Annotated in this window: 15 protein-coding genes; 9 read left to right on the forward strand and 6 right to left on the reverse strand. The window is 65.0% G+C overall.

Annotated elements, in window-relative coordinates; all coding sequences use genetic code 11:
* The first annotated feature begins 101 nt into the window (after window positions 1-101).
* The 3 genes from GGD67_RS38060 to GGD67_RS38070 all read left to right on the forward strand — a co-directional run bounded on the left by GGD67_RS38060 (window position 102) and on the right by GGD67_RS38070 (window position 6,333).
* Window positions 102-1,796: a methyl-accepting chemotaxis protein gene (locus GGD67_RS38060; RefSeq protein WP_179740053.1), complete on the forward strand. Its 1,695-nt coding sequence runs from the start codon at window positions 102-104 to the stop codon at window positions 1,794-1,796.
* 168 nt (window positions 1,797-1,964) lie between these two features.
* Window positions 1,965-5,144 (forward strand): efflux RND transporter permease subunit, encoded by a 3,180-nt coding sequence (locus tag GGD67_RS38065; protein ID WP_179740055.1) that lies wholly within the window; start codon window positions 1,965-1,967, stop codon window positions 5,142-5,144.
* Window positions 5,131-6,333 (forward strand): efflux RND transporter periplasmic adaptor subunit, encoded by a 1,203-nt coding sequence (locus tag GGD67_RS38070; RefSeq protein WP_179740057.1) that lies wholly within the window; start codon window positions 5,131-5,133, stop codon window positions 6,331-6,333. Before GGD67_RS38065 ends, GGD67_RS38070 begins: the two co-directional genes overlap by 14 nt.
* A gap of 116 nt (window positions 6,334-6,449) precedes the next feature.
* Here the strand turns inward: GGD67_RS38070 and GGD67_RS38075 are convergent, their stop codons facing one another.
* Both GGD67_RS38075 and GGD67_RS38080 read right to left on the reverse strand, forming a co-directional pair.
* Window positions 6,450-7,964 (reverse strand): acetyl-CoA acetyltransferase, encoded by a 1,515-nt coding sequence (locus GGD67_RS38075; protein WP_179740059.1) that lies wholly within the window; start codon window positions 7,962-7,964, stop codon window positions 6,450-6,452.
* 229 nt (window positions 7,965-8,193) lie between these two features.
* The gene (locus GGD67_RS38080; RefSeq protein ID WP_018315632.1) at window positions 8,194-9,327 is read right to left on the reverse strand and encodes a nitronate monooxygenase; all 1,134 of its coding nucleotides are present in this window, start codon (window positions 9,325-9,327) and stop codon (window positions 8,194-8,196) included.
* Between the two features lie 318 nt (window positions 9,328-9,645).
* Here GGD67_RS38080 and yghU point away from each other — a divergent pair, with 318 nt between their 5' ends.
* Window positions 9,646-10,521, forward strand: a complete 876-nt coding sequence (gene yghU / locus GGD67_RS38085; protein ID WP_018315633.1) for a glutathione-dependent disulfide-bond oxidoreductase — start codon at window positions 9,646-9,648, stop codon at window positions 10,519-10,521.
* 413 nt (window positions 10,522-10,934) lie between these two features.
* Here yghU and GGD67_RS38090 read toward each other — a convergent pair whose 3' ends face one another.
* The 3 genes from GGD67_RS38090 to GGD67_RS38100 all read right to left on the reverse strand — a co-directional run bounded on the left by GGD67_RS38090 (window position 10,935) and on the right by GGD67_RS38100 (window position 13,773).
* Window positions 10,935-12,212: an acyl-CoA dehydrogenase family protein gene (locus tag GGD67_RS38090; protein WP_028143270.1), complete on the reverse strand. Its 1,278-nt coding sequence runs from the start codon at window positions 12,210-12,212 to the stop codon at window positions 10,935-10,937.
* 293 nt (window positions 12,213-12,505) lie between these two features.
* Window positions 12,506-12,886 (reverse strand): VOC family protein, encoded by a 381-nt coding sequence (locus tag GGD67_RS38095; RefSeq protein WP_018315635.1) that lies wholly within the window; start codon window positions 12,884-12,886, stop codon window positions 12,506-12,508.
* A 107-nt stretch (window positions 12,887-12,993) separates the two neighbouring features.
* Window positions 12,994-13,773, reverse strand: a complete 780-nt coding sequence (locus GGD67_RS38100) for an SDR family NAD(P)-dependent oxidoreductase (RefSeq protein ID WP_179740061.1) — start codon at window positions 13,771-13,773, stop codon at window positions 12,994-12,996.
* Between GGD67_RS38100 and GGD67_RS38105 the strand changes: the two genes are divergently transcribed.
* Genes GGD67_RS38105 through GGD67_RS38120 form a run of 4 tightly spaced genes read left to right on the forward strand, consistent with a single transcriptional unit; the run spans window position 13,772 to window position 16,091 of the window.
* Window positions 13,772-13,912, forward strand: a complete 141-nt coding sequence (locus tag GGD67_RS38105; RefSeq protein WP_179740063.1) for a hypothetical protein — start codon at window positions 13,772-13,774, stop codon at window positions 13,910-13,912. The two genes, GGD67_RS38100 and GGD67_RS38105, sit on opposite strands and share 2 nt — an antisense overlap.
* Window positions 13,913-13,938: 26 nt before the next feature.
* Complete coding sequence (locus GGD67_RS38110) at window positions 13,939-14,727, forward strand: enoyl-CoA hydratase/isomerase (RefSeq protein ID WP_038947737.1); 789 nt, start codon at window positions 13,939-13,941, stop codon at window positions 14,725-14,727.
* On the forward strand, window positions 14,724-15,710 hold the full coding sequence (locus GGD67_RS38115) for a phosphotransferase family protein (protein ID WP_179740065.1): 987 nt from the start codon (window positions 14,724-14,726) through the stop codon (window positions 15,708-15,710). The genes GGD67_RS38110 and GGD67_RS38115 overlap by 4 nt, the downstream gene beginning before the upstream one ends.
* 3 nt (window positions 15,711-15,713) lie before the next feature.
* Entirely contained in the window at window positions 15,714-16,091 is a 378-nt protein-coding gene (locus GGD67_RS38120) for a DUF6285 domain-containing protein (protein WP_179740067.1), read from the forward strand.
* Window positions 16,092-16,296: 205 nt separating this feature from the next.
* Here GGD67_RS38120 and GGD67_RS38125 read toward each other — a convergent pair whose 3' ends face one another.
* Window positions 16,297-17,076 carry an enoyl-CoA hydratase-related protein gene (locus tag GGD67_RS38125; RefSeq protein ID WP_179740068.1) on the reverse strand — a complete coding sequence of 260 codons (780 nt, stop codon included), beginning with the start codon at window positions 17,074-17,076 and terminating at the stop codon, window positions 16,297-16,299.
* A gap of 213 nt (window positions 17,077-17,289) precedes the next feature.
* On the opposite strand from GGD67_RS38125, the gene GGD67_RS38130 reads away from it, so the two are divergent.
* Window positions 17,290-18,564: an acyl-CoA dehydrogenase family protein gene (locus tag GGD67_RS38130; RefSeq protein ID WP_179740070.1), complete on the forward strand. Its 1,275-nt coding sequence runs from the start codon at window positions 17,290-17,292 to the stop codon at window positions 18,562-18,564.
* Window positions 18,565-18,657 lie beyond the last annotated feature (93 nt).

The raw sequence follows: 18,657 nt of genomic DNA on the forward strand, positions 1-18,657 counted from the left end.
CATGGTTGGTTAAATTCGCTTTATGAGAATAACGCAAAGACGACTCGAACAGCGGCCGTCCGAATTGGAATGAACAAATAATCAATTTATTTGGGGCTCCGATGCGCAAGAATTTTCCCGTCACCGATGTCGAATATCCGGTCAGCGACGAGACGCTGATCGTTTCGCGCACCGATCTCAAGGGCAAGCTCAGCTACTTCAACGAGGACTTCATCGCGGCCGCCGGCTTCACATCGGCCGAGCTAATGGGCCAGCCGCACAATATCGTACGCCACCCCGACATGCCGCCGGAGGCGTTCGACAATCTCTGGGACACGCTGAAGGCCGGCAAGCCGTGGCTTGGCGCGGTGAAGAACCGCCGCAAGAACGGCGACTTCTACTGGGTGCTGGCCACTGCCTCGCCGATCCGGGAGAACGGCCAGGTCAAGGGTTACACCTCGATCCGCACAAAACTGCCGGCCGATCAGCGCAAGCTCGCCGAGGAGGTCTATGCCGCGATCCGCGAGAAGAAGGCGCATGGTTATCGCGTCGACGCCGGCATCATCCGCCGCCGCTCGTGGCTCGACCGCTTCAGCGTCTTCACCGGCACGCTGAGGGCGCGCCTCGTCACGACGATGGCGCTCCAGACGTTGTTCATGCTCGCGCTCGGCATCGGCGGCGCGCTCGCCTCCGGCGGTTCGGCCAGCCTGATCCTGTCGGCGCTGGCCGTCGTTGGCGCCGTCGTCGTCGGCTTCGCGGGTCTTGCAACCATGCGCGCGATCCAGGGGCCGATGCAGCAGCTCAACGACACTCTGGTCAACCTCGTGCAGGACAAGCTCGACAACCGCATCGTGATCGAGCGCGACGACGAGATCGGCGAGGCGCTGCGCAACCTCCAGACCGTGCAGACCATCATCCGCTTCAGCCGCGACGAGGTGCAGGCGGTGCAGCGCCGTGCCGAGACCCAGCGCAAGGCCGACATGACCAAGCTCGCCGACGGCTTCGAGGCCGCGATCGGCGAGATCGTCGAGACCGTGTCGTCGGCAGCAACCGAGCTCGAGGCGTCCGCCTCGACGCTGTCCTCGACCGCGGGCCGCGCGCAGGAGTTGGCGACAGTGGTCGCATCCGGCTCGGAAGCCGCCTCCAGCAACGTTCATTCGGTCGCCTCGGCCGCCGAGGAGATGTCGTCCTCGGTGCGCGAGATCGGCCGCCAGGTGCAGGACTCCTCCCGGATCGCGAGCGAGGCGGTCAGTCAGGCGCATGCCACCACCGAACGTGTCAGCGAATTGTCGCGGGCCGCATCGCGGATCGGGGACGTCGTCGAGCTCATCAATGCGATCGCCGGCCAGACCAATCTGCTGGCGCTCAATGCCACGATCGAGGCGGCGCGGGCCGGCGAGGCGGGTCGCGGCTTCGCCGTTGTGGCCTCCGAGGTCAAGGCGCTCGCCGAGCAGACGGCCAAGGCCACCGGCGAGATCGGCCAGCAGGTCGGCGGCATTCAGGCGGCGACGCAGGATTCGGTTAGTGCCATCGGCGAGATCAGCGGCACCATCGCGCGCCTGTCGGAGATTGCTGCAGCGATCGCCGCGGCCGTGGAGCAACAGGGCGCGGCCACACAGGAGATTGCCCGCAACGTTCAGCAGGCCGCCCAGGGCACCCAGCAGGTCTCGTCCAATGTCGGCGACGTCCAGCGCGGCGCCTCCGAAACCGGCTCGGCATCCTCGCAAGTGCTGTCGGCGGCGCAGATGCTGTCCCGCGATTCCAACCGTCTCAAGCTTGAGGTCGGCAAGTTCCTGAACTCCGTCCGCGCCGCCTGAGACAGGCCGCCGCATAGCTGCGATGTCGATTTCGCAGTGCGGTAGCAGGGAAGTGAATGCAGGATAGTTCTGGTTATTAGCGTTTCCGGCGGTGCTCGGGTAAAGGGGAATGGGGATCGCCGTGGGGGCAGATTCCGTATCCTCGCTTGACCCGGATTTGCCTGGCGCATGATTGCTCTGGTCCGTATTGCCCTGAGCCGGCCCTATACGTTCGTCGTGCTGGCACTCCTGCTGCTGATCATCGGACCGCTCGCGGCGCTGCGGACCCCGACCGACATCTTTCCGGACATCCGCATTCCCGTGATCGGCGTGGTCTGGCAGTACACCGGCCTGCCGCCCGACCAGATGTCCGGCCGCATCACGACGCCGTTCCAGCGTGCGCTGACGACCACGGTCAACGACATCGAGCACATCACCGCCAATTCCTATAACGGCTTTGGTATCATCAAGATCTTCTTCCAGCCGAACGTCGACATCCGTACCGCCAACGCGCAGGTCACCGCGATCTCGCAGACGCTGATCAAGCAGATGCCGCCGGGCGCGACGCCGCCCTTGATCCTGAACTACTCGGCCTCCACCGTCCCGATCATCCAGGTGGCGCTGTCGGGCGACGGGCTCACCGAGCAGAACCTCGCCGACATCGGCATCAATCAGCTCCGCACGCCGCTGGTCACCGTGCCCGGCGCGGCGATCCCGTACCCGTTCGGCGGCAAGCAGCGCCAGATCCAGATCGACCTCGATCCCACCGCGCTGCAGGCCCGCGGCCTGTCCGGCCAGGACGTCGCCAATGCGCTCGCCGCGCAGAACCTGATCACGCCGGTCGGCACCCAGAAGATCGGCCAGTTCGAGTACAACATCCAGCTCAACAACTCGCCGCTCAGGATCGACGAGCTCGGCAACCTCCCGATCAAGACGGTCAACGGCGCCATGGTCTATGTGCGCGACGTCGCCACCGTGCGCGACGGCAATCCGCCGCAGACCAACATCGTCCATGTCGACGGCAACCGCTCGGTGCTGATGATGGTGCTGAAGGCGGGCGCGACCTCGACGCTCGATATCATCGCCGGCATCAAGCAGAAGGTGATCGAGGTCAAGGACCAGCTCCCCGACGCGCTCAAGATCGGCTTTATCGGCGACCAGTCGGTGTTCGTCCGCGGCGCGATTCAGGGCGTCGCGGTCGAGGGCGTGATCGCGGCGCTGCTCACCAGCGTCATGATCCTGTTGTTCCTCGGCAGCTGGCGCTCGACCATCATCATCGCGGTGTCGATCCCGCTGTCGGTGCTGGGCGCCATCATCATGCTGTCGGCGGTCGGCGAGACGCTCAATATCATGACGCTCGGCGGGCTCGCGCTCGCCGTCGGCATCCTCGTCGACGACGCCACCGTCACGATCGAGAACATCAATTACCATCTGGAGCAGGGCAAGCCGGTCGAGCAGTCGATCCTCGACGGCGCCAACCAGATCGTGACGCCGGCCTTCGTGTCGCTGCTCTGCATCTGCATCGTGTTCGTGCCGATGTTCTTCCTCTCGGGCGTCGCGCGCTTCCTGTTCGTGCCGATGGCGGAAGCCGTGATGTTCGCGATGATCTGGTCGTTCATCCTGTCGCGCACGCTGGTGCCGACCATGGCGAACTATTTGTTGCAGGCGCATGTCCATCATGAAGGCGGGCCGCCGAAATCGCGCAATCCGCTCGTCTGGTTCCAGCGTGGCTTCGAGGCACGGTTCGAGCGCATCCGCGGCGGTTACCATGGCTTCCTCGGGCTGGCGTTGGCGCACCGCGCGGTGTTCGTGATCGGCTTCCTCTGTGTCGTCGGCGCCTCCTTCGCGCTGGTGCCGTTCCTCGGCCGCAATTTCTTTCCCGCGGTCGACGCCGGCAACATCCTGATGCATGTCCGCACCCAGGTCGGCACTCGTGTCGAGGAGACCGCCAACCAGCTCGCCGACGTGCAGAAGGCGGTCCGCAAGCTGATCCCCGGCGAGATCGAGACCATGACCGACAACATCGGCATGCCGATCTCCGGCATCAACATGACCTACAACAACACCGGCGTGATCGGCCCGCAGGACGGCGACATCCAGATCAAGCTAAAGGAGGGCCACAAGCCGACCGAGGAACACGTACGCGTGCTGCGCGAGCAATTGCCGCGGCTGTTCCCCGGCGTCAGCTTCGCGTTCCTCCCCGCAGACATCGTCAGCCAGATCCTGAACTTCGGCGCGCCGGCGCCGATCGACCTGCAGATCCGCGGCGCCAATCTCAGTGCCAATTTCGCTTACGCCAACAATCTGCTGGCCAGGGTCCGCAGGATCCCCGGCGTTGCAGATGCGCGGATCCAGCAATCGCCGAACGCTCCGACCTTCAACATCGATGTCGACCGCACCCGCGCGCAATATGTCGGCCTGACCGAGCGCGACGTCACCAACAGCCTCGTGGTCAATCTCGCCGGCTCCTCGCAGGTGGCCCCGACCTACTATCTCAACCCCGAGAACGGCGTGTCCTACTCGATCGTGATGCAGACGCCGCAGTACCAGATCGATTCGCTGAGCGCGCTGCAGACGCTGCCGATCACCGCGGCCGGCAATGCGCAGTCACCAATCCTCGGCGGCATCGCCGACATCAAGCGTTCGAGCTCGAGCGCGGTTGTCTCGCAATACGACATCCAGTCGATGGTGCAGATCTTTGCGACGACCTCGGGCCGCGATCTCGGCGCGGTCTCCGCCGATATCCGCAAGGTGATTGCCGGGACCGCCAAGGAGGTGCCGAAGGGTTCCTCCGTGGTGCTGCTCGGACAGGTGCAGACCATGAACAGCGCCTTCACCGGCCTGTTGTTCGGCCTGCTCGGCGCCGTCGTGCTGATCTATTTCCTGATCGTGGTGAACTTCCAGTCCTGGTCCGATCCGTTCGTGATCATCACGGCGCTGCCGGCCGCGCTCGCCGGCATCGTCTGGATGCTGTTCGCGACCGGGACCACGCTGTCGGTCCCCGCGCTCACCGGCGCCATCATGTGCATGGGCGTTGCGACCGCCAACAGCGTGCTGGTGATCTCCTTCGCACGCGAGCGCTACGAGGAGCTTGGCGATCCCGTCGCCGCGGCGCTCGAAGCCGGCTTCGTCCGGTTCCGCCCGGTGCTGATGACCGCGCTTGCCATGATCATCGGCATGGCGCCGATGGCGCTGGGTCTGGGCGAGGGCGGCGAGCAGAATGCGCCGCTCGGCCGCGCCGTGATCGGCGGCCTGATCTTTGCAACCTTCGCCACGCTGATGTTCGTTCCCGTGGTGTTCAGTATGGTCCACAAAAAGCAAGGCGCCAAAGCCGCCGCCCCATTGGAGACCCCGCATGTCGCCCACTGACCCCCGCTCCCCGGTCTCGCACCGGAAACTGGGCATCTTCGGCGTGGTGGCGCTGATCGCGGCCGGCCTCGTCGTCGGCACCGGCATCCGCGCGCGCGAGGAGCAGGGCTCCAGGCTAAAGGAATGGACCGACGATCAGGCCGTTCCCAGCGTCGCGGTGGCGCAGCCCAGCGCCAAGGCGCTCAACGCCACCATCGATCTGCCGGGCCGGCTGGAAGCCTATTATCGCGCGCCGATCTTCGCGCGCGTGTCGGGCTATCTGAAGAGCTGGAGCGCCGATATCGGCGCGCGCGTCAAGGCCGGGCAGGTGATCGCCGAGATCGAGGCGCCGGACCTCGATCAGCAACTGCTTCAGGCTAGAGCCGACCTCGCCAGCCAGCAGGCCAGCGCCAGGCTGTCGGAAGCCACGCTGAATCGGCGCAAGACGCTGGTCGCCTCCAACTTCGTCTCCGCGCAGGAGATCGACGAGCGCACCGCCGATCTCTCCAACAAGAATGCCGCCGTCAATTCGGGCAAGGCCAATGTCGAGCGGCTGGAAGCGCTGGCCGGCTACAAGAAGATCACCGCGCCGTTCGACGGCGTCGTCACCGCGCGCGACACCGATGTCGGCGCGTTGATCAATGCCGGCGGCGGCTCGGGCCCGGCGATGTTCGTGATCTCCGACATCACCAAGCTGCGCGTCTACGTCAACGTGCCCCAGAATTACGTGCCGGCGATCAAGATCGGCGCCAAGGCGACGATCACGCTGCCCGAGTATCCGAACCGGACTTTCCAGGCGACGGTGGAGGCGTCCTCGCAGGCCGTCGACGTCGCCTCCGGCACCACGCGCATGCAGCTCGGGCTCGACAATTCCTCAGGCGAGCTGATGCCCGGCGGCTATGCCAGCGTCAAGCTCAACCTCCAGCGCGATTCCGCGCCGCTCAGCATCCCCGCCAGCGCGCTGATCTTCAACAGCAGTGGCCTGCGCGTTGCCACCGTCGGTGCGGACGACAAGGTGCTGTTCAAGCCCGTGACCATCGCCCGCGATCTCGGCCGCGAGATCGAGCTGGCCTCGGGAATCACCGCGGACGACCGCGTCATCACCGCGCCGCCGGACGGGTTGTCGGACGGCGATCAGGTCCGCGTCGTCGGTGCGGGTGCGAAGGGCAAGCCGACGACCGCGTCGGAGAAGCAGGCGCCGAAGGGGTAGGGCGGTCTCGTGCCCCGGACGCAGCTCTCGTAGGGTGGGCAAAGGCGCTCTTACGCCGTGCCCACCAATCTTTCCTGATCACATGAAGACGGTGGGCACGCTCCGCTTTGCCCACCCTACGAAACCTTCCACTCCGGCGCGCCATCCGCCGCCATTGCGATCTCGCCGAGCGAGCCAACCGGCGTGCGGTCCATGTTGAGTAGATGCGCCAGCGTGGCGCTATCGCCCGCCGGAATCCGCGCCAGCGTGCGCCTGTCATCTTCCGTCCGCAGCATCACCACGCCGTGCTCGACTTCGCCGCCGCGGCCGTAGAGCACCGTGAAGCTCTCGACCTTGCCCTTGCCGCTTGCCTCAGTCACGAACTCCGGCACCGCGCGCTTGTTGCGGTCGGCCTCGCCCTGCACACTCGTCTCCTGCGCCAGCGCCTGGCGCGGCCCCGCCTTCGCCACCACCAGCGCGTGATGCTTGGTAACGAAGCCGCCCTGGCCGTAGAGCAGGCCAAGTTTTGCGCCCTCGCGCACACGCCGCACCATCGCGCAGGCCGCATGCGTCATGTAGGTGTTGAGCGGGGCGCCGAAGAAGGTGAGGCCGCCGGTCACGGTCGGTTGCACGTCGGCGCCAAGGCCGAGCGTTCGCCGCGCCATCTTGGGTACGCAGGGGAAGCAGCTATAGAGCTCGATGGCGTCGAAGTTCTTGCCGTTGCCGCCGGCAAGGTCCATCACCGCGTTCAGCACCGCGTTCTGCGGATGGCTCTCGTAGAACTGGTCGCGCAACAGATAGTCGCGCGGCTCCTCTGCCGAGGCGCCGCCGAGCGGATAGACCAGCCTGTCCTCCGCGATGCCGAGCGCACGCGCCTTGGCGAGGCTGGTGAGCAGCAGCGCACCGCCCATGTTGACGCTGGGGTTGGCGACCATCAGCTTGTTGTAGGGCCAGGCGATCAGCCGGTTGTCCGCGGTCGGCGTCGTGATCTCCTCGGGCGCATAACGCCGCTTCAGCCAGGCATTGGGATTTTGCGCGGCGGCTTCCGAATAGCGCGACCACAGCGTGCCGGACTCCGCCATCGCCTCGCGCGGCGTCTGGTCCCAATGCGCGGAGGAGGCGGCCTCGTAGAACGGATAGACGGTGACGGGACGAAACACGCCGAGCTTCACCGCCAGCGGCTTCTGGAACGCCGCACCGCGCTTGGGCTCCTCGACGTCATGGGCAAATGGTGTCCACGGCAGCTTTGCCCCAGTGCGTTCCGCTTTGGTCGCGGTCGATTGCGCTTCGGCGCCGCACACCGCCGCCACGCTGCATTCGCCGCGTGCGATGCGCTTGGCGGCTTCGTGGATATAGCGGATCGGGCTCTCGCCGCCGACCGGGCCGTAATAGCAATGCGCAGGCGTGATGCCGAGGCGCTGCGCCAACAGCTGCTCCGGATCGCGGTAGCGCCAGCTCAGGAAGTTGACGACGTCGAGCGACTGCACCTCGCCGAGCAACTTTGCGCCGGCATCTGTTTCCGCGCGCCGCAGTGCCTGCTCCAGCAGGTCGAGCGGCTCAAGGCCGTCAGTGATGTCTTTCGGGCGATCGACAATCTCGCCGATGCCGGCGATGACGGGGATGCGGTCTTCGGAGGTAGGGGAATTGGTCATTTCTTCTTGCTTCACGTTTCAGATTCTTGGCACGCCGTCGCCCTTCGAGGCTTGCTGCGCGGCGCTTCGCACCACGCGGCTCGCACCTCAGGGTGACGGCTACGGAGGAGGCGTCATCCCCGCGCAATGGCGAAGCCATTGTCGCTGGAGGTGCGAGCCGAGCGACGCTTGCGGCGCTTGGCGAGCCTCGAAGGATGGGCTGCGGGCGACACTCGGGCTACACACTCCATCACTCCGCCACCAGCGCATTCATGTGCTCGACGGCTTCGGCGAAATCTTCCTTGAACTCCTGCACCACCGCGCCCGCCGACTTCACACTGTCGATGAGCCCGACACCCTGGCCGACGAAATAGCTGACGAGATCGCGCGCCTTGGCGTTGCCGCTCGCCGCCGCGCGGTCGATCGAATTGAAGGCATCGCGGCTGACGATGCTCTGCAGCGGCATCGGCAGTGCGCCGGGGCTGTCCGGCGCGCGGTCCCAGGCATCGGTCCAGACCGAGCGGAGCTGCCGCGCCGGCTTGCCGGTGCGGCCTTTCGAGCGGACTGCATCACGGGAAGAGGCCGCGATCATCTTCTCGCGAAAGATCTCCGTGGTCTCGGCTTCCACCGTCGCGAGCCACACCGAGCCGGTCCAGGCGCCGGCCGCGCCCATCGCCATGCACGCCGCCATCTGCCGTCCCGTCATGATGCCGCCGGCCGCCAGCACCGGCACGTCGCGGATGGGCTTGATCGCCTTGATCACCTCGGGCACCAGCACCATGGTCGAGACCTCGCCGCAATGCCCGCCAGCCTCGGTGCCCTGCACGACGAGGATGTCGACGCCGGCCGCGACCTGGCGCAGCGCGTGCTCCTTGGCGCCGACCAGCGCTGCGACCGGCACGCCGTGTTTCTTGCCCATCTCGATCATCGCCTTCGGCGGCACGCCCAGCGCATTGGCAATCAGGCGGATCGGATGATTGAAGGACACCTCGAGCAATTGCAGCGCCGTCTTTCCGTCGAACGGCTGCGGCTGATCGGCTGCGACCTCGGTGGTCGTCAGCTCGATGTCGTATTTCTTCAGGAGCTCGCGCGTGTAGGCGCGGTGCTCCTGCGGCACCCGCGCTTCCAGGCTCTTCCAGGTGACGTCCTTCTCGCCCGAGGTCGAGATGTTTTCGGGGATCAGCACGTCGATGCCGTAGGGCTTGCCGTCGACGTGATCGTCGATCCATTTCAGCTCGCGTTCGAGCGTATCGGGCGTGTGCACGGTGGCACCAAGCACGCCGAAGCCGCCGGCGCGGCTGACGGCGGCGACGACGTCGCGGCAATGGCTGAAGGCCAGCAGCGGGAACTCGATGCCCAGCATGTCGCAGATCGGCGATTTCATGGCTCTCTCTCCCGGCGGTCTTCGCGTTCTCGTTGCTTTCGCGCGCGAAGCAAGGTGACGCTAGCCGATCGTCACTGGCGATGACAGGCCGGATTCGGCGAGGCATCTTGTGTGTAGGCGTCGCGCTCTACCCGAAGGCCGATGCGTCCCAGTTGACGCCGCCATTCCGAGCTCGCCCTGCGGGCGGCCGGATGACGGGAGGAGCCTGCCATGACGAAACGGTGAGATGCCCCGCCCGGCAATGCAACTCGGAGGGCTTGTCATCGGCCATTCGCGGGCTAATTAATGCAGGCGCATCTTTCCGCCGGAGCTCCTCGCATGACCGATACCCCCGCCTACGTGCCGCCCAAAGTCTGGACCTGGAACAAGGAAAATGGCGGGCAGTTCGCCAGCATCAACCGCCCGATCGCCGGTCCGACCCACGACAAGGAGCTGCCGGTTGGCAAGCATCCCTTCCAGCTCTATTCGCTGGCGACGCCGAACGGGGTGAAGGTCACGGTGATGCTGGAGGAGCTTCTGGCGCTCGGCCACAAGGGGGCCGAATACGACGCCTGGCTGATCAGAATTGGCAACGGCGACCAGTTCGGCAGCGGCTTCGTCGACATCAACCCGAACTCCAAGATCCCCGCGCTGATGGACCGCTCCGGTCCGGAGCCGATCCGGGTGTTCGAGTCCGGCTCGATCCTGCTTTATCTCGCCGAGAAGTTCGGCGCCTTCCTGCCGAAGGACATCAAGAGCCGCACCGAGGCGATGTCCTGGCTGTTCTGGCAGATGGGCAGCGCGCCCTATCTCGGCGGCGGCTTTGGCCATTTCTACGCCTATGCGCCGTTCAAGATCGAATACGCCATCGACCGTTTCGCGATGGAGACCAAGCGCCAGCTCGACGTGCTCGACCGGCGCCTTGCCGACAACGAATATCTCGCCGGCAAGGAGTATACCATCGCCGACATGGCGGTGTGGCCCTGGTACGGCGCGCTCGCCAAGGGGCTGGTCTATGGCGCCGGCGAATTCCTCTCGGTGCAGGACTACAAGAACGTGCAGCGCTGGACCGACCAGATCGCGCAGCGCCCCGCCGTGAAACGCGGGCGCATGGTCAACCGCGTCTCCGGCGATCCCGCTAGCCAGCTGCACGAGCGGCACGATGCGAGCGATTTCGAGACGAAGACGCAGGACAAGGTCGAAGCGGCGACGTAGGTCTCGTAGGGCGGATTAGCCGAAGGCGTAATCCGCCATCTCGCAAGAAAGACGGCGGATTACGCTTCGCTAATCCGCCCTACGATCTTCGTAGGGTGGGCAAAGCGAAGCGCGCCCACGGTTTCCAGCGCAACATGGAGGGATGGTGGGCACGTCGCCGACGCTCCTTTGCCCACCCTACGAAGGCTGATCAAGGCGCGTAGGGCGGATTAGCCGCAGGCGTAATCCGCCATCTTCGTCACATGAAAGTTCGGCGGATAACGCTTCGCTAATCCGCCCTACGATCTTCGCAGGGTGGGCAAAGCGAAAGCGTGCCCACCATTCCTTGCGAGGTCGAGACGGTGGGCACGGCGCGCGAAGTGCGCGCCTTTGCCCACCCTACGGCTCTTCCCGAGCGGGAAGAGGAGAGACCTTTACGCCATGCTCAGTTCGTGGCGTCCGACCACCATCCAGTGCACCTCGTCCGGACCGTCGGCAAAGCGCAGATGGCGGACGTCCTGATACATCTCGGCGAGCGGGGTCCAGTGCGAGATGCCGGTAGCGCCGTGCATCTGGATCGCCTGGTCGATGATCTTGCAGGCGCGCTCGGGCACCATGGCCTTGACCATGGAGACCCAGACGCGGGCCTCCTTGTTGCCGAGCACGTCCATCGCCTTGGCGGCCTTCAGCACCATCAGCCGCATCGCCTCGATCTCGCAGCGCGCCTGGGCGATGATCTGCATGTTGCCGCCGAGATGGGCGATCTTCTTGCCGAAGGCTTCGCGGGTGAGGCCACGCTGCACCATCAGATCGAGCGCCTTCTCGGCCTTGCCGATGGTGCGCATGCAGTGATGGATGCGGCCGGGGCCAAGGCGGAGCTGCGAGATCTCGAAGCCGCGGCCTTCGCCGAGCAGCATGTTCTCCTTCGGCACCCGCACATTGTTGAAGCGCATGTGCATGTGGCCGCGCGGGGCGTGGTCCTGGCCGAACACATACATGGGCCCGAGCACCTCGACGCCGGGCGTGTCGCGCGGCACCAGGATCTGCGACTGCTGCTTGCTCGGCGCCGCGTCCGGATTGGTCTTCACCATCACGATCAGGATCTTGCAGCGGGGATCGCCGACGCCGGAGATGTAGTACTTCTCGCCGTTGATCACCCATTCGTCGCCGACGAGCTTTGCCGTCGTCGAGATATTCTTGGCATCGGAGGAGGCGACGTTCGGCTCGGTCATGACATAGGCCGAGCGGATCTCGCCGTTGAGCAGCGGCTTCAGCCACTTCTCCTTCTGCTCCTTGGTGCCGACGCGCTCCAGCACCTCCATGTTGCCGGTGTCCGGCGCCGAGCAGTTCATGCTCTCGGACGCCAGCGGGCTCTTGCCGAGCTCGGAGGCGATATAGGCGTAGTCGAGATTCTTCAGGCCCTGGCCGGTCTCGTCGTCGGGAAGGAAGAAGTTCCAGAGGCCCTCCTGCTTGGCCTTGTTCTTGGCCTTCTCCAGCACTTCGAGCTGCTTCGGCGTGAAGCTCCAGCGGTCCTCCTTGCCTTCGCCGGCCTTGGCGAACTCGATCGACATCGGCTCGACGGTGTCGCGGATGAACTTCTTGACGTGATCGTAGAGCGGCCGGACCTGGTCCGACATCCGGAGGTCGTTGAGCTCGTCGCCGGGATTGAGGGTGTAGTTGGTGGTGCGGGGAATGTAGGTGTGTTTTGTCATTGTTCCTCCCGGGGACGCTGAGATCGTTCTGGGCGCAAGAATAGTCGCAGCGCGGCCAAAGCGCGAGCGCGTATTTTTCACGCGCAGCCATGCCACGCGATGGAATATCGCGAGGGCGTTTGAAATGTTGTTTGAATGGGGTGGAGTGAGGCGGCAGGCGCGAGCCTCACTCTCCGCCGTCATCGCCCGACTTGATCGGGCGATCCAGTATCCCAGGGGCGGCAGTGATTGAATCGAGAAGCCGCGGCGTACTGGATTCCCCGCTTTCGCGGGGAATGACAGCGCCGGTTACGTCAGCTCGGCATCCGATGCATCGCGCAGATCTTGTTGCCGTCGAGGTCGCGCAAATAGGCGAGATACAGTTTGCCGCCCGGGCCCTGGCGGATGCCCGGCGGATCCTCAATCGATTTTGCGCCGGCTGCGACGCCAGCCGCGTGCCACGCATCGACCTGCTCAGGCGAATTGCAGGCAAAGCCGATCGTGCCGCCATTCGCGCAAGTCGCCGGCTCGCCGTTGATCGGCTTCGACACCGAGAACACGCCGGTCTTGGTGATGTAGAAGATGCGGTGGCCGTCGACCCTGGCCGGCCGCACTTCGAGCGTGCTCAGCAGGTCGTCGTAGAACGACTTGGCCTTGTCGAGGTCGTTGGTGCCGATCATGATGTGTGAGAACATTTGCCCATTCCCTCAATGTTGTAGCCCGGATGGAGCGCAGCGAAATCCGGGTCTTGCTTGCTTTTGGCTGTCCCGGATTGCGCTGCGCTCCATCCGGGCTACGAAAATCAAAACGCGGTATAGCCGCCGTCGATCACGAACGTATCGGCCGTATGATACGACGACGCCTTGCTCATCAGATACACCGCGATGCCGCCGAAATCGGATGCCTCGCCGAAGCGGCGCACCGGAATGCGGGGCATGACGTTGGCGACGAATTTTTCGTTGGTCATGAGACCCGACGTCATGTCGCTCTTGATCCAGCCCGGCAGGATCGCGTTCGCGGTGACACCATGGCGAGCCAGCTCGACGCCGAGCGCGCGCACCAGCGCGTTGATCGCGGCCTTGGTTGCCGCATAATGCTCGTTGCGCGCGGTGCCGAAGATCGAGGCGAGGCTGGAGGTTGCCACCAGCCGGCCGAAGGGATCACCGGCATTGGCGCGGTCGGTCATGTGTCTTGCCGCGGCCTGGAACGCGTGGAACACGCCGTCGAGATTAGTCGCAAACATCGTGCGCCATTCCTCCTCGGTGCGCTCGATGAAGGAGCGCCGGCCGCCGCCGCCGATGCCGGCATTGGCGAAGCAGCCGTCGACCCGGCCGAAAATGTCGAGCGTCGCCTTCATCGCGGCATTGACCGAAGCCGGATCGGTAACGTCGCAGACCCGGGTATCGACCTTGCCTGATAGCCCCGCCATGCTCGCGGCAGCAGCCTTGTTCTTGTCGGCATTGCGGCCCCAGATCGAGACGTTGCAACCCTGGCCGGCGAGCGCCTGTGCGATGCCGAGCCCGATGCCGCCATTGCCGCCGGTGATCACGGCGACGCGGCCGGAGAGGTCGAAAAGGTTCATGGCGCGTTTCCTGTTTTTGGGTATCGGCGCATCAGCCGCTGCGCGCAAGATTGCTTGCTATGCTCTGATCACCATGGACAAGACCGCGCCAAAAATCAAATATACGCCCGGCAAAACGAATTCCGGTCTGCGAAACTGACGCAGGCCGCAACTGACGAGGAAACCATGCAGTTCAAACACGTCACGCTCGATTTCGATGGCTCGGTCGCGGTCCTCAGGCTCGACCATCAGGAGGTGATGAACGCGGTCTCCGTGGACATGCTGGGTGGTCTCGCCGAGGCGCTCGATGCGATCGAGGAGAAGAAGGACGAGGTGCGCTGCGTGGTGCTGACCGGCGCGGGCCGCGCGTTCTGCACCGGCGCCAATCTGCAAGGGCGCAACAACCAGTCGAAGAAGACCAAGGCCGGCCTGACGCTGGAGACCGGCTTTCACCCGTTCCTGCGCCGCATCCGCAATCTGCACTGCCCGATCGTGACCGCGGTCAACGGCCCGGCGGCAGGCGCCGGCATGAGCTTCGCGCTGCTCGGCGACATGATTTTATGCGCGCGGTCCTCCTACTTCCTGCAGGCCTTCCGCCGCATCGGCCTCGTACCGGATTGCGGCTCGACCTGGCTGTTGCCGCGCCTCGTCGGCCGGGCGCGCTCGATCGAATTGTCTCTGATGGGCGAACGGCTGCCGGCGGAGAAGGCGCTGGAATGGGGCCTCGTCAACCGCGTCTATGACGACGGCGTGCTGATGGAGGAGGCCATGAAGCTCGCGCGCGATCTTGCCAGCGGCCCGACGGTGGCGCTGTCGCTGATCCGCAAGCTCTATTGGGACAGCCCCGAAAACTCCTTCGAGGATCAGCTCAATCTCGAATTCCAGTGCCAGCTTCGGGCCGGCGACACCCAGGATTTTCGCGAGGGCGTCGGCGCGTTCCTGGAGAAGCGTCCCGCGCAGTTCAAAGGCAAATGATCGAAGCCGAGCTTTCACGCAGCGTCCGGCGCTGGTGCAAGGGCGCGACCGGCATCACCGGCGCGGCCAGATTGTCGGGCGGCGCCAGTCAGGAAACCTGGCGCTTCGACATCACGCATCCCGATGGCGGGATCGGCGCGATCCTGCGCCGCTCGCCGAAGGGGTATGGCGCAGCGCCGACGCGCGCGGCGGGTCTTGCGGCTGAAGCGCAGCTGATGCAGCTCGCTTATGAGGCCGGCGTGCCGTCGCCGCGCGTGATGCATGTGCTCGTGCCGGAGGATGATCTCGGTACCGGCTTCATTATGCAGCGGGTCGAGGGCGAAACCATCGCGCGCAAGATTCTTCGCGATGACGAATATGCGGCGGCGCGGCCGCATCTGGCGCGGCAGATCGGCGGCATTCTTGCTGGCCTGCATCGCCTGCCAAAGGACAAGCTGCCCGAGCTGCGCAGCAGGTCGGCGACCCAGGAGATCGCCGAGTTCGAGCGCGATTATCGCAGCCTGAACTGGCCCAAGCCGGTGTTCGAGCTGGCGCTGCGCTGGCTGCGCGACAACGATCCGGGTCCGTCGGCTGAGGAGACGCTGGTGCACGGCGATTTCCGCAACGGCAATCTCATCATCGGCCGCAATGGCGTGCGCGCGGTGCTCGACTGGGAGCTCGCCCATCTCGGCGATCCCATGGAGGATCTCGGCTGGGTCTGCGTCAACTCCTGGCGTTTCGGCGAGATCGACAAGCCCGTCGGCGGCTTTGGCTCGCGCGAGGAGCTGTTCGCGGGCTATGAGGCTGCGGGCCGGCGGGTCGATCCGGTGCGCGTCAAATTCTGGGAAGTGATGGGCACGCTGCGCTGGGGCATCATGTGCGGTGGCATGATGCAGCGCTTTCGCGAGGGGCCTGACCATTCCATGGAACGCGCCATGATCGGCCGCCGCGCGAGCGAGACCGAGATCGATCTGTTGCGGCTGCTGGCGCCGCGCGGGAGCTGAGCGATGCAGGACGAACCGACCCCGATCGAGCTGACCAAGTCAGTCGCCGATTTCTTGCGCAACGACATCACCCCGCTGATCTCCGGCCACCAGGCCTTCAAGCTGCGCGTCGCCATCAACATTCTCGATCTCGTCACGCGGCAATTGACGCGGGAGGAGGGGAGTGATGCTGCGGAGGTCGAGCGCCTGCGCGCGCTGCTCGGCATCGACGGCTCGGTCGGCGATCTCAACCACACGCTCGCCGAGCGCATCGCCAAGGGCGAGGTTGGCCTCGCAACGCCGGGCCTCGCCGAGCATCTGTGGGCGACCACGATGGACAAGCTCGCCGTCGATCAGCCGAACTACGCGTCGTACAAGCGGGAGCTGGGGCGGAGTCCGTAGCTTCGTAGCCCGGATGGAGCGAAGCGTAATCCGGGAAAATCGCGCGAACCGATGCAGAGGTCCCGGATTGCGCTTCGCTCCATCCGGGCTACGTCCACTCTCCCCGTCATTGCGAGGAGCTCTTGCGACGAAGCAATCCAGAGTCTTTCCGCGGATGCATTTCTGGATTGCTTCGCTGCGCTCGCAATGACGGCGGAAAGACCGCCTACTTCCCCACCCATTTCGGCGGCCGCTTCTCCGAGAACGCCTTCGGGCCCTCGATGTAATCCTGCGAGGCCACCATCGCCTTCACCGCCGGATACTCCCGCTGCTCCTCGATCGCCTGCTCCAGCGAGACGCCGAGCCCCTTCTGGATCGCCTGCTTGGAGGCCCGGATCGACATCGGCGAGTTCTTGGTGATCATGTCCGCCCAGCGCAGCGCGCCCGACAGCGCCTCCCCCTGCGGCACCACCTCGTTGACGAAGCCGAGCTCAAAACCTTCCTTGGCGCTGACATGGCGTGCGGTGAGGATCATGCCCATGGCGCGCTTCAGCCCGATCTGCCGCGGCAGCCGGTGCAGGCCGCCGGCGAGCGCGGCAAGGCCGACGCGCGGCTCGGGCAGGGCGAAGGTCGCATTCTCCGAGGCGATGATGAGGTCGCACGCCAGCGCGATCTCGAAGCCGCCGCCCATCGCGACGCCGTTCACCGCTGCGATGATCGGCTTGTCGCAGTCGAAGCGCGCGGTGAGGCCGGCAAAGCCGCCCTTGTCCCAGCCGCGTTTTCCTCCCGCCGCCTGCCACTTCAGATCGTTGCCGGCGCAGAATGCCTTGTCGCCGGCGCCGGTGACGATCGCGACCCACTGCTCGGCATCCGCGGAGAAATCGTCGAACACCTTCTGCAGCTCGAAATGCGCATCGGTGTGCAGCGCGTTGTAGACCTCGGGACGCGACAGCGTGACGATCGTGATCGGCCCCTTGCGTTCCACCTTTGAGAATTTCAGCTCCATCGCGCGCTCCCGCATTTTCTTCCGAAGGAATATTGCCGGCATATTACCGCGCGTGGGCGCTGGGGCACCATCGAATTGCGCTGGTGCGCCTTGCGCGCGTCACACGCCTCGCTTTGCTTGACTTGCACGCGCTCTTCTCAGCTTAATCGCACGAAGCGGAAATGCGCCTAGCGCCTTAACGCAAAACGATAAAATCAATCCGGGAGAGAACCTGTGGATTTCTCATTGCCAGCCGATCTCGTCGCCTATCTCGGAGAGCTCGATCGTTTCATCGAACACGAGATCAAGCCGCTGGAAGAGGCCGACGACAACATCCGCTTCTTCGATCATCGCCGCGAATGGGCGCGCACCGATTTCGAGAATGGCGGCCTGCCGCGGCATGAATGGGAAGCGTTGCTGCGCAAGGCGAAAGATCTCGCGGATGCCGCCGGCCATCTGCGCTTTCCCGTGCCGAGGCAATATGGCGGCAAGGATGGCTCCAATCTCTGGATGGCGGTGATCCGCGAGCATTTTGCCACAAAGGGTCTCGGCCTGCATAACGATCTGCAGAACGAGCATTCCATCGTCGGCAACTTCCCCGTCGTCACCATGCTCGATCGCTATGGCCGCGACGATCAGAAGGCGATGATCGACGGCTCGATCAGGGGCAGGTACCGCATCACCTTCGGCCTGACCGAGCCGCATCACGGCTCCGACGCCACCCACATGGAGACGCGCGCGGTGCCCGCCACCCGCGACAACGTCAAGGGCTGGATCATCAACGGCGAGAAGATGTGGACCACAGGCATGCACGTCGCGACGCACTGCGCGCTGTTTGCGCGCACTGGCGGCAATGACGGCGATGCCCGCGGCATCACCTGCTTCCTGGTGCCGGCCAAGAGCCCTGGCGTCAAGGTCGAGGAATATATGTGGACCTTCAACATGCCGACCGACCACCCCCGCGTCAGCTTTACCGACGTGTTCGTGCCTGAGGATGCGCTGTTCGGCGAGGTCGGCCGCGGCCTGTCGCTGGCGCAGTGTTTCGTGCATCAGAACCGTATCCGCCAAGCTGCGAGCTCGCTCGGCACGGCCGTCTATTGCATCAACGAGAGTGTGAAATACGCGCGCGAGCGCAAGCCGTTCGGACGGGCGCTCGCCGAGAACCAGGCGATCCAGTTCCCGCTGGTCGAGCTTGCGACGCAGGCCGAAATGCTGCGCCTTCTGATCCGCAAGACCGCCTGGGAGATGGATCAGCTCACCGAGGAGCAGATCGAGCGCACGCTCTCGGATCGCGTCTCGATGTGCAACTACTGGGCAAACCGCCTCGCTTGCGAATCCGCCGACCGCGCCATGCAGGTCCACGGCGGCATGGGCTACTCACGCCACAAGCCGTTCGAGCACATCTACCGCCACCACCGCAGGTATCGTATCACGGAGGGCAGCGAAGAGATCCAGATGCGCAAGGTGGCGGGATTCCTGTTCGGTTATATGGGGCCGGGGAAGCATTGAGGCTTGCACTGCAATCGTAGGGTGGGCAAAGCGGAAGCGTGCCCACCACACCTTGAATACGGAACGAGATCGTGGGCACGGCGCTTTGCGCCT

Source organism: Bradyrhizobium sp. IAR9 (assembly GCF_013408065.1).
GTDB lineage: Bacteria > Pseudomonadota > Alphaproteobacteria > Rhizobiales > Xanthobacteraceae > Bradyrhizobium.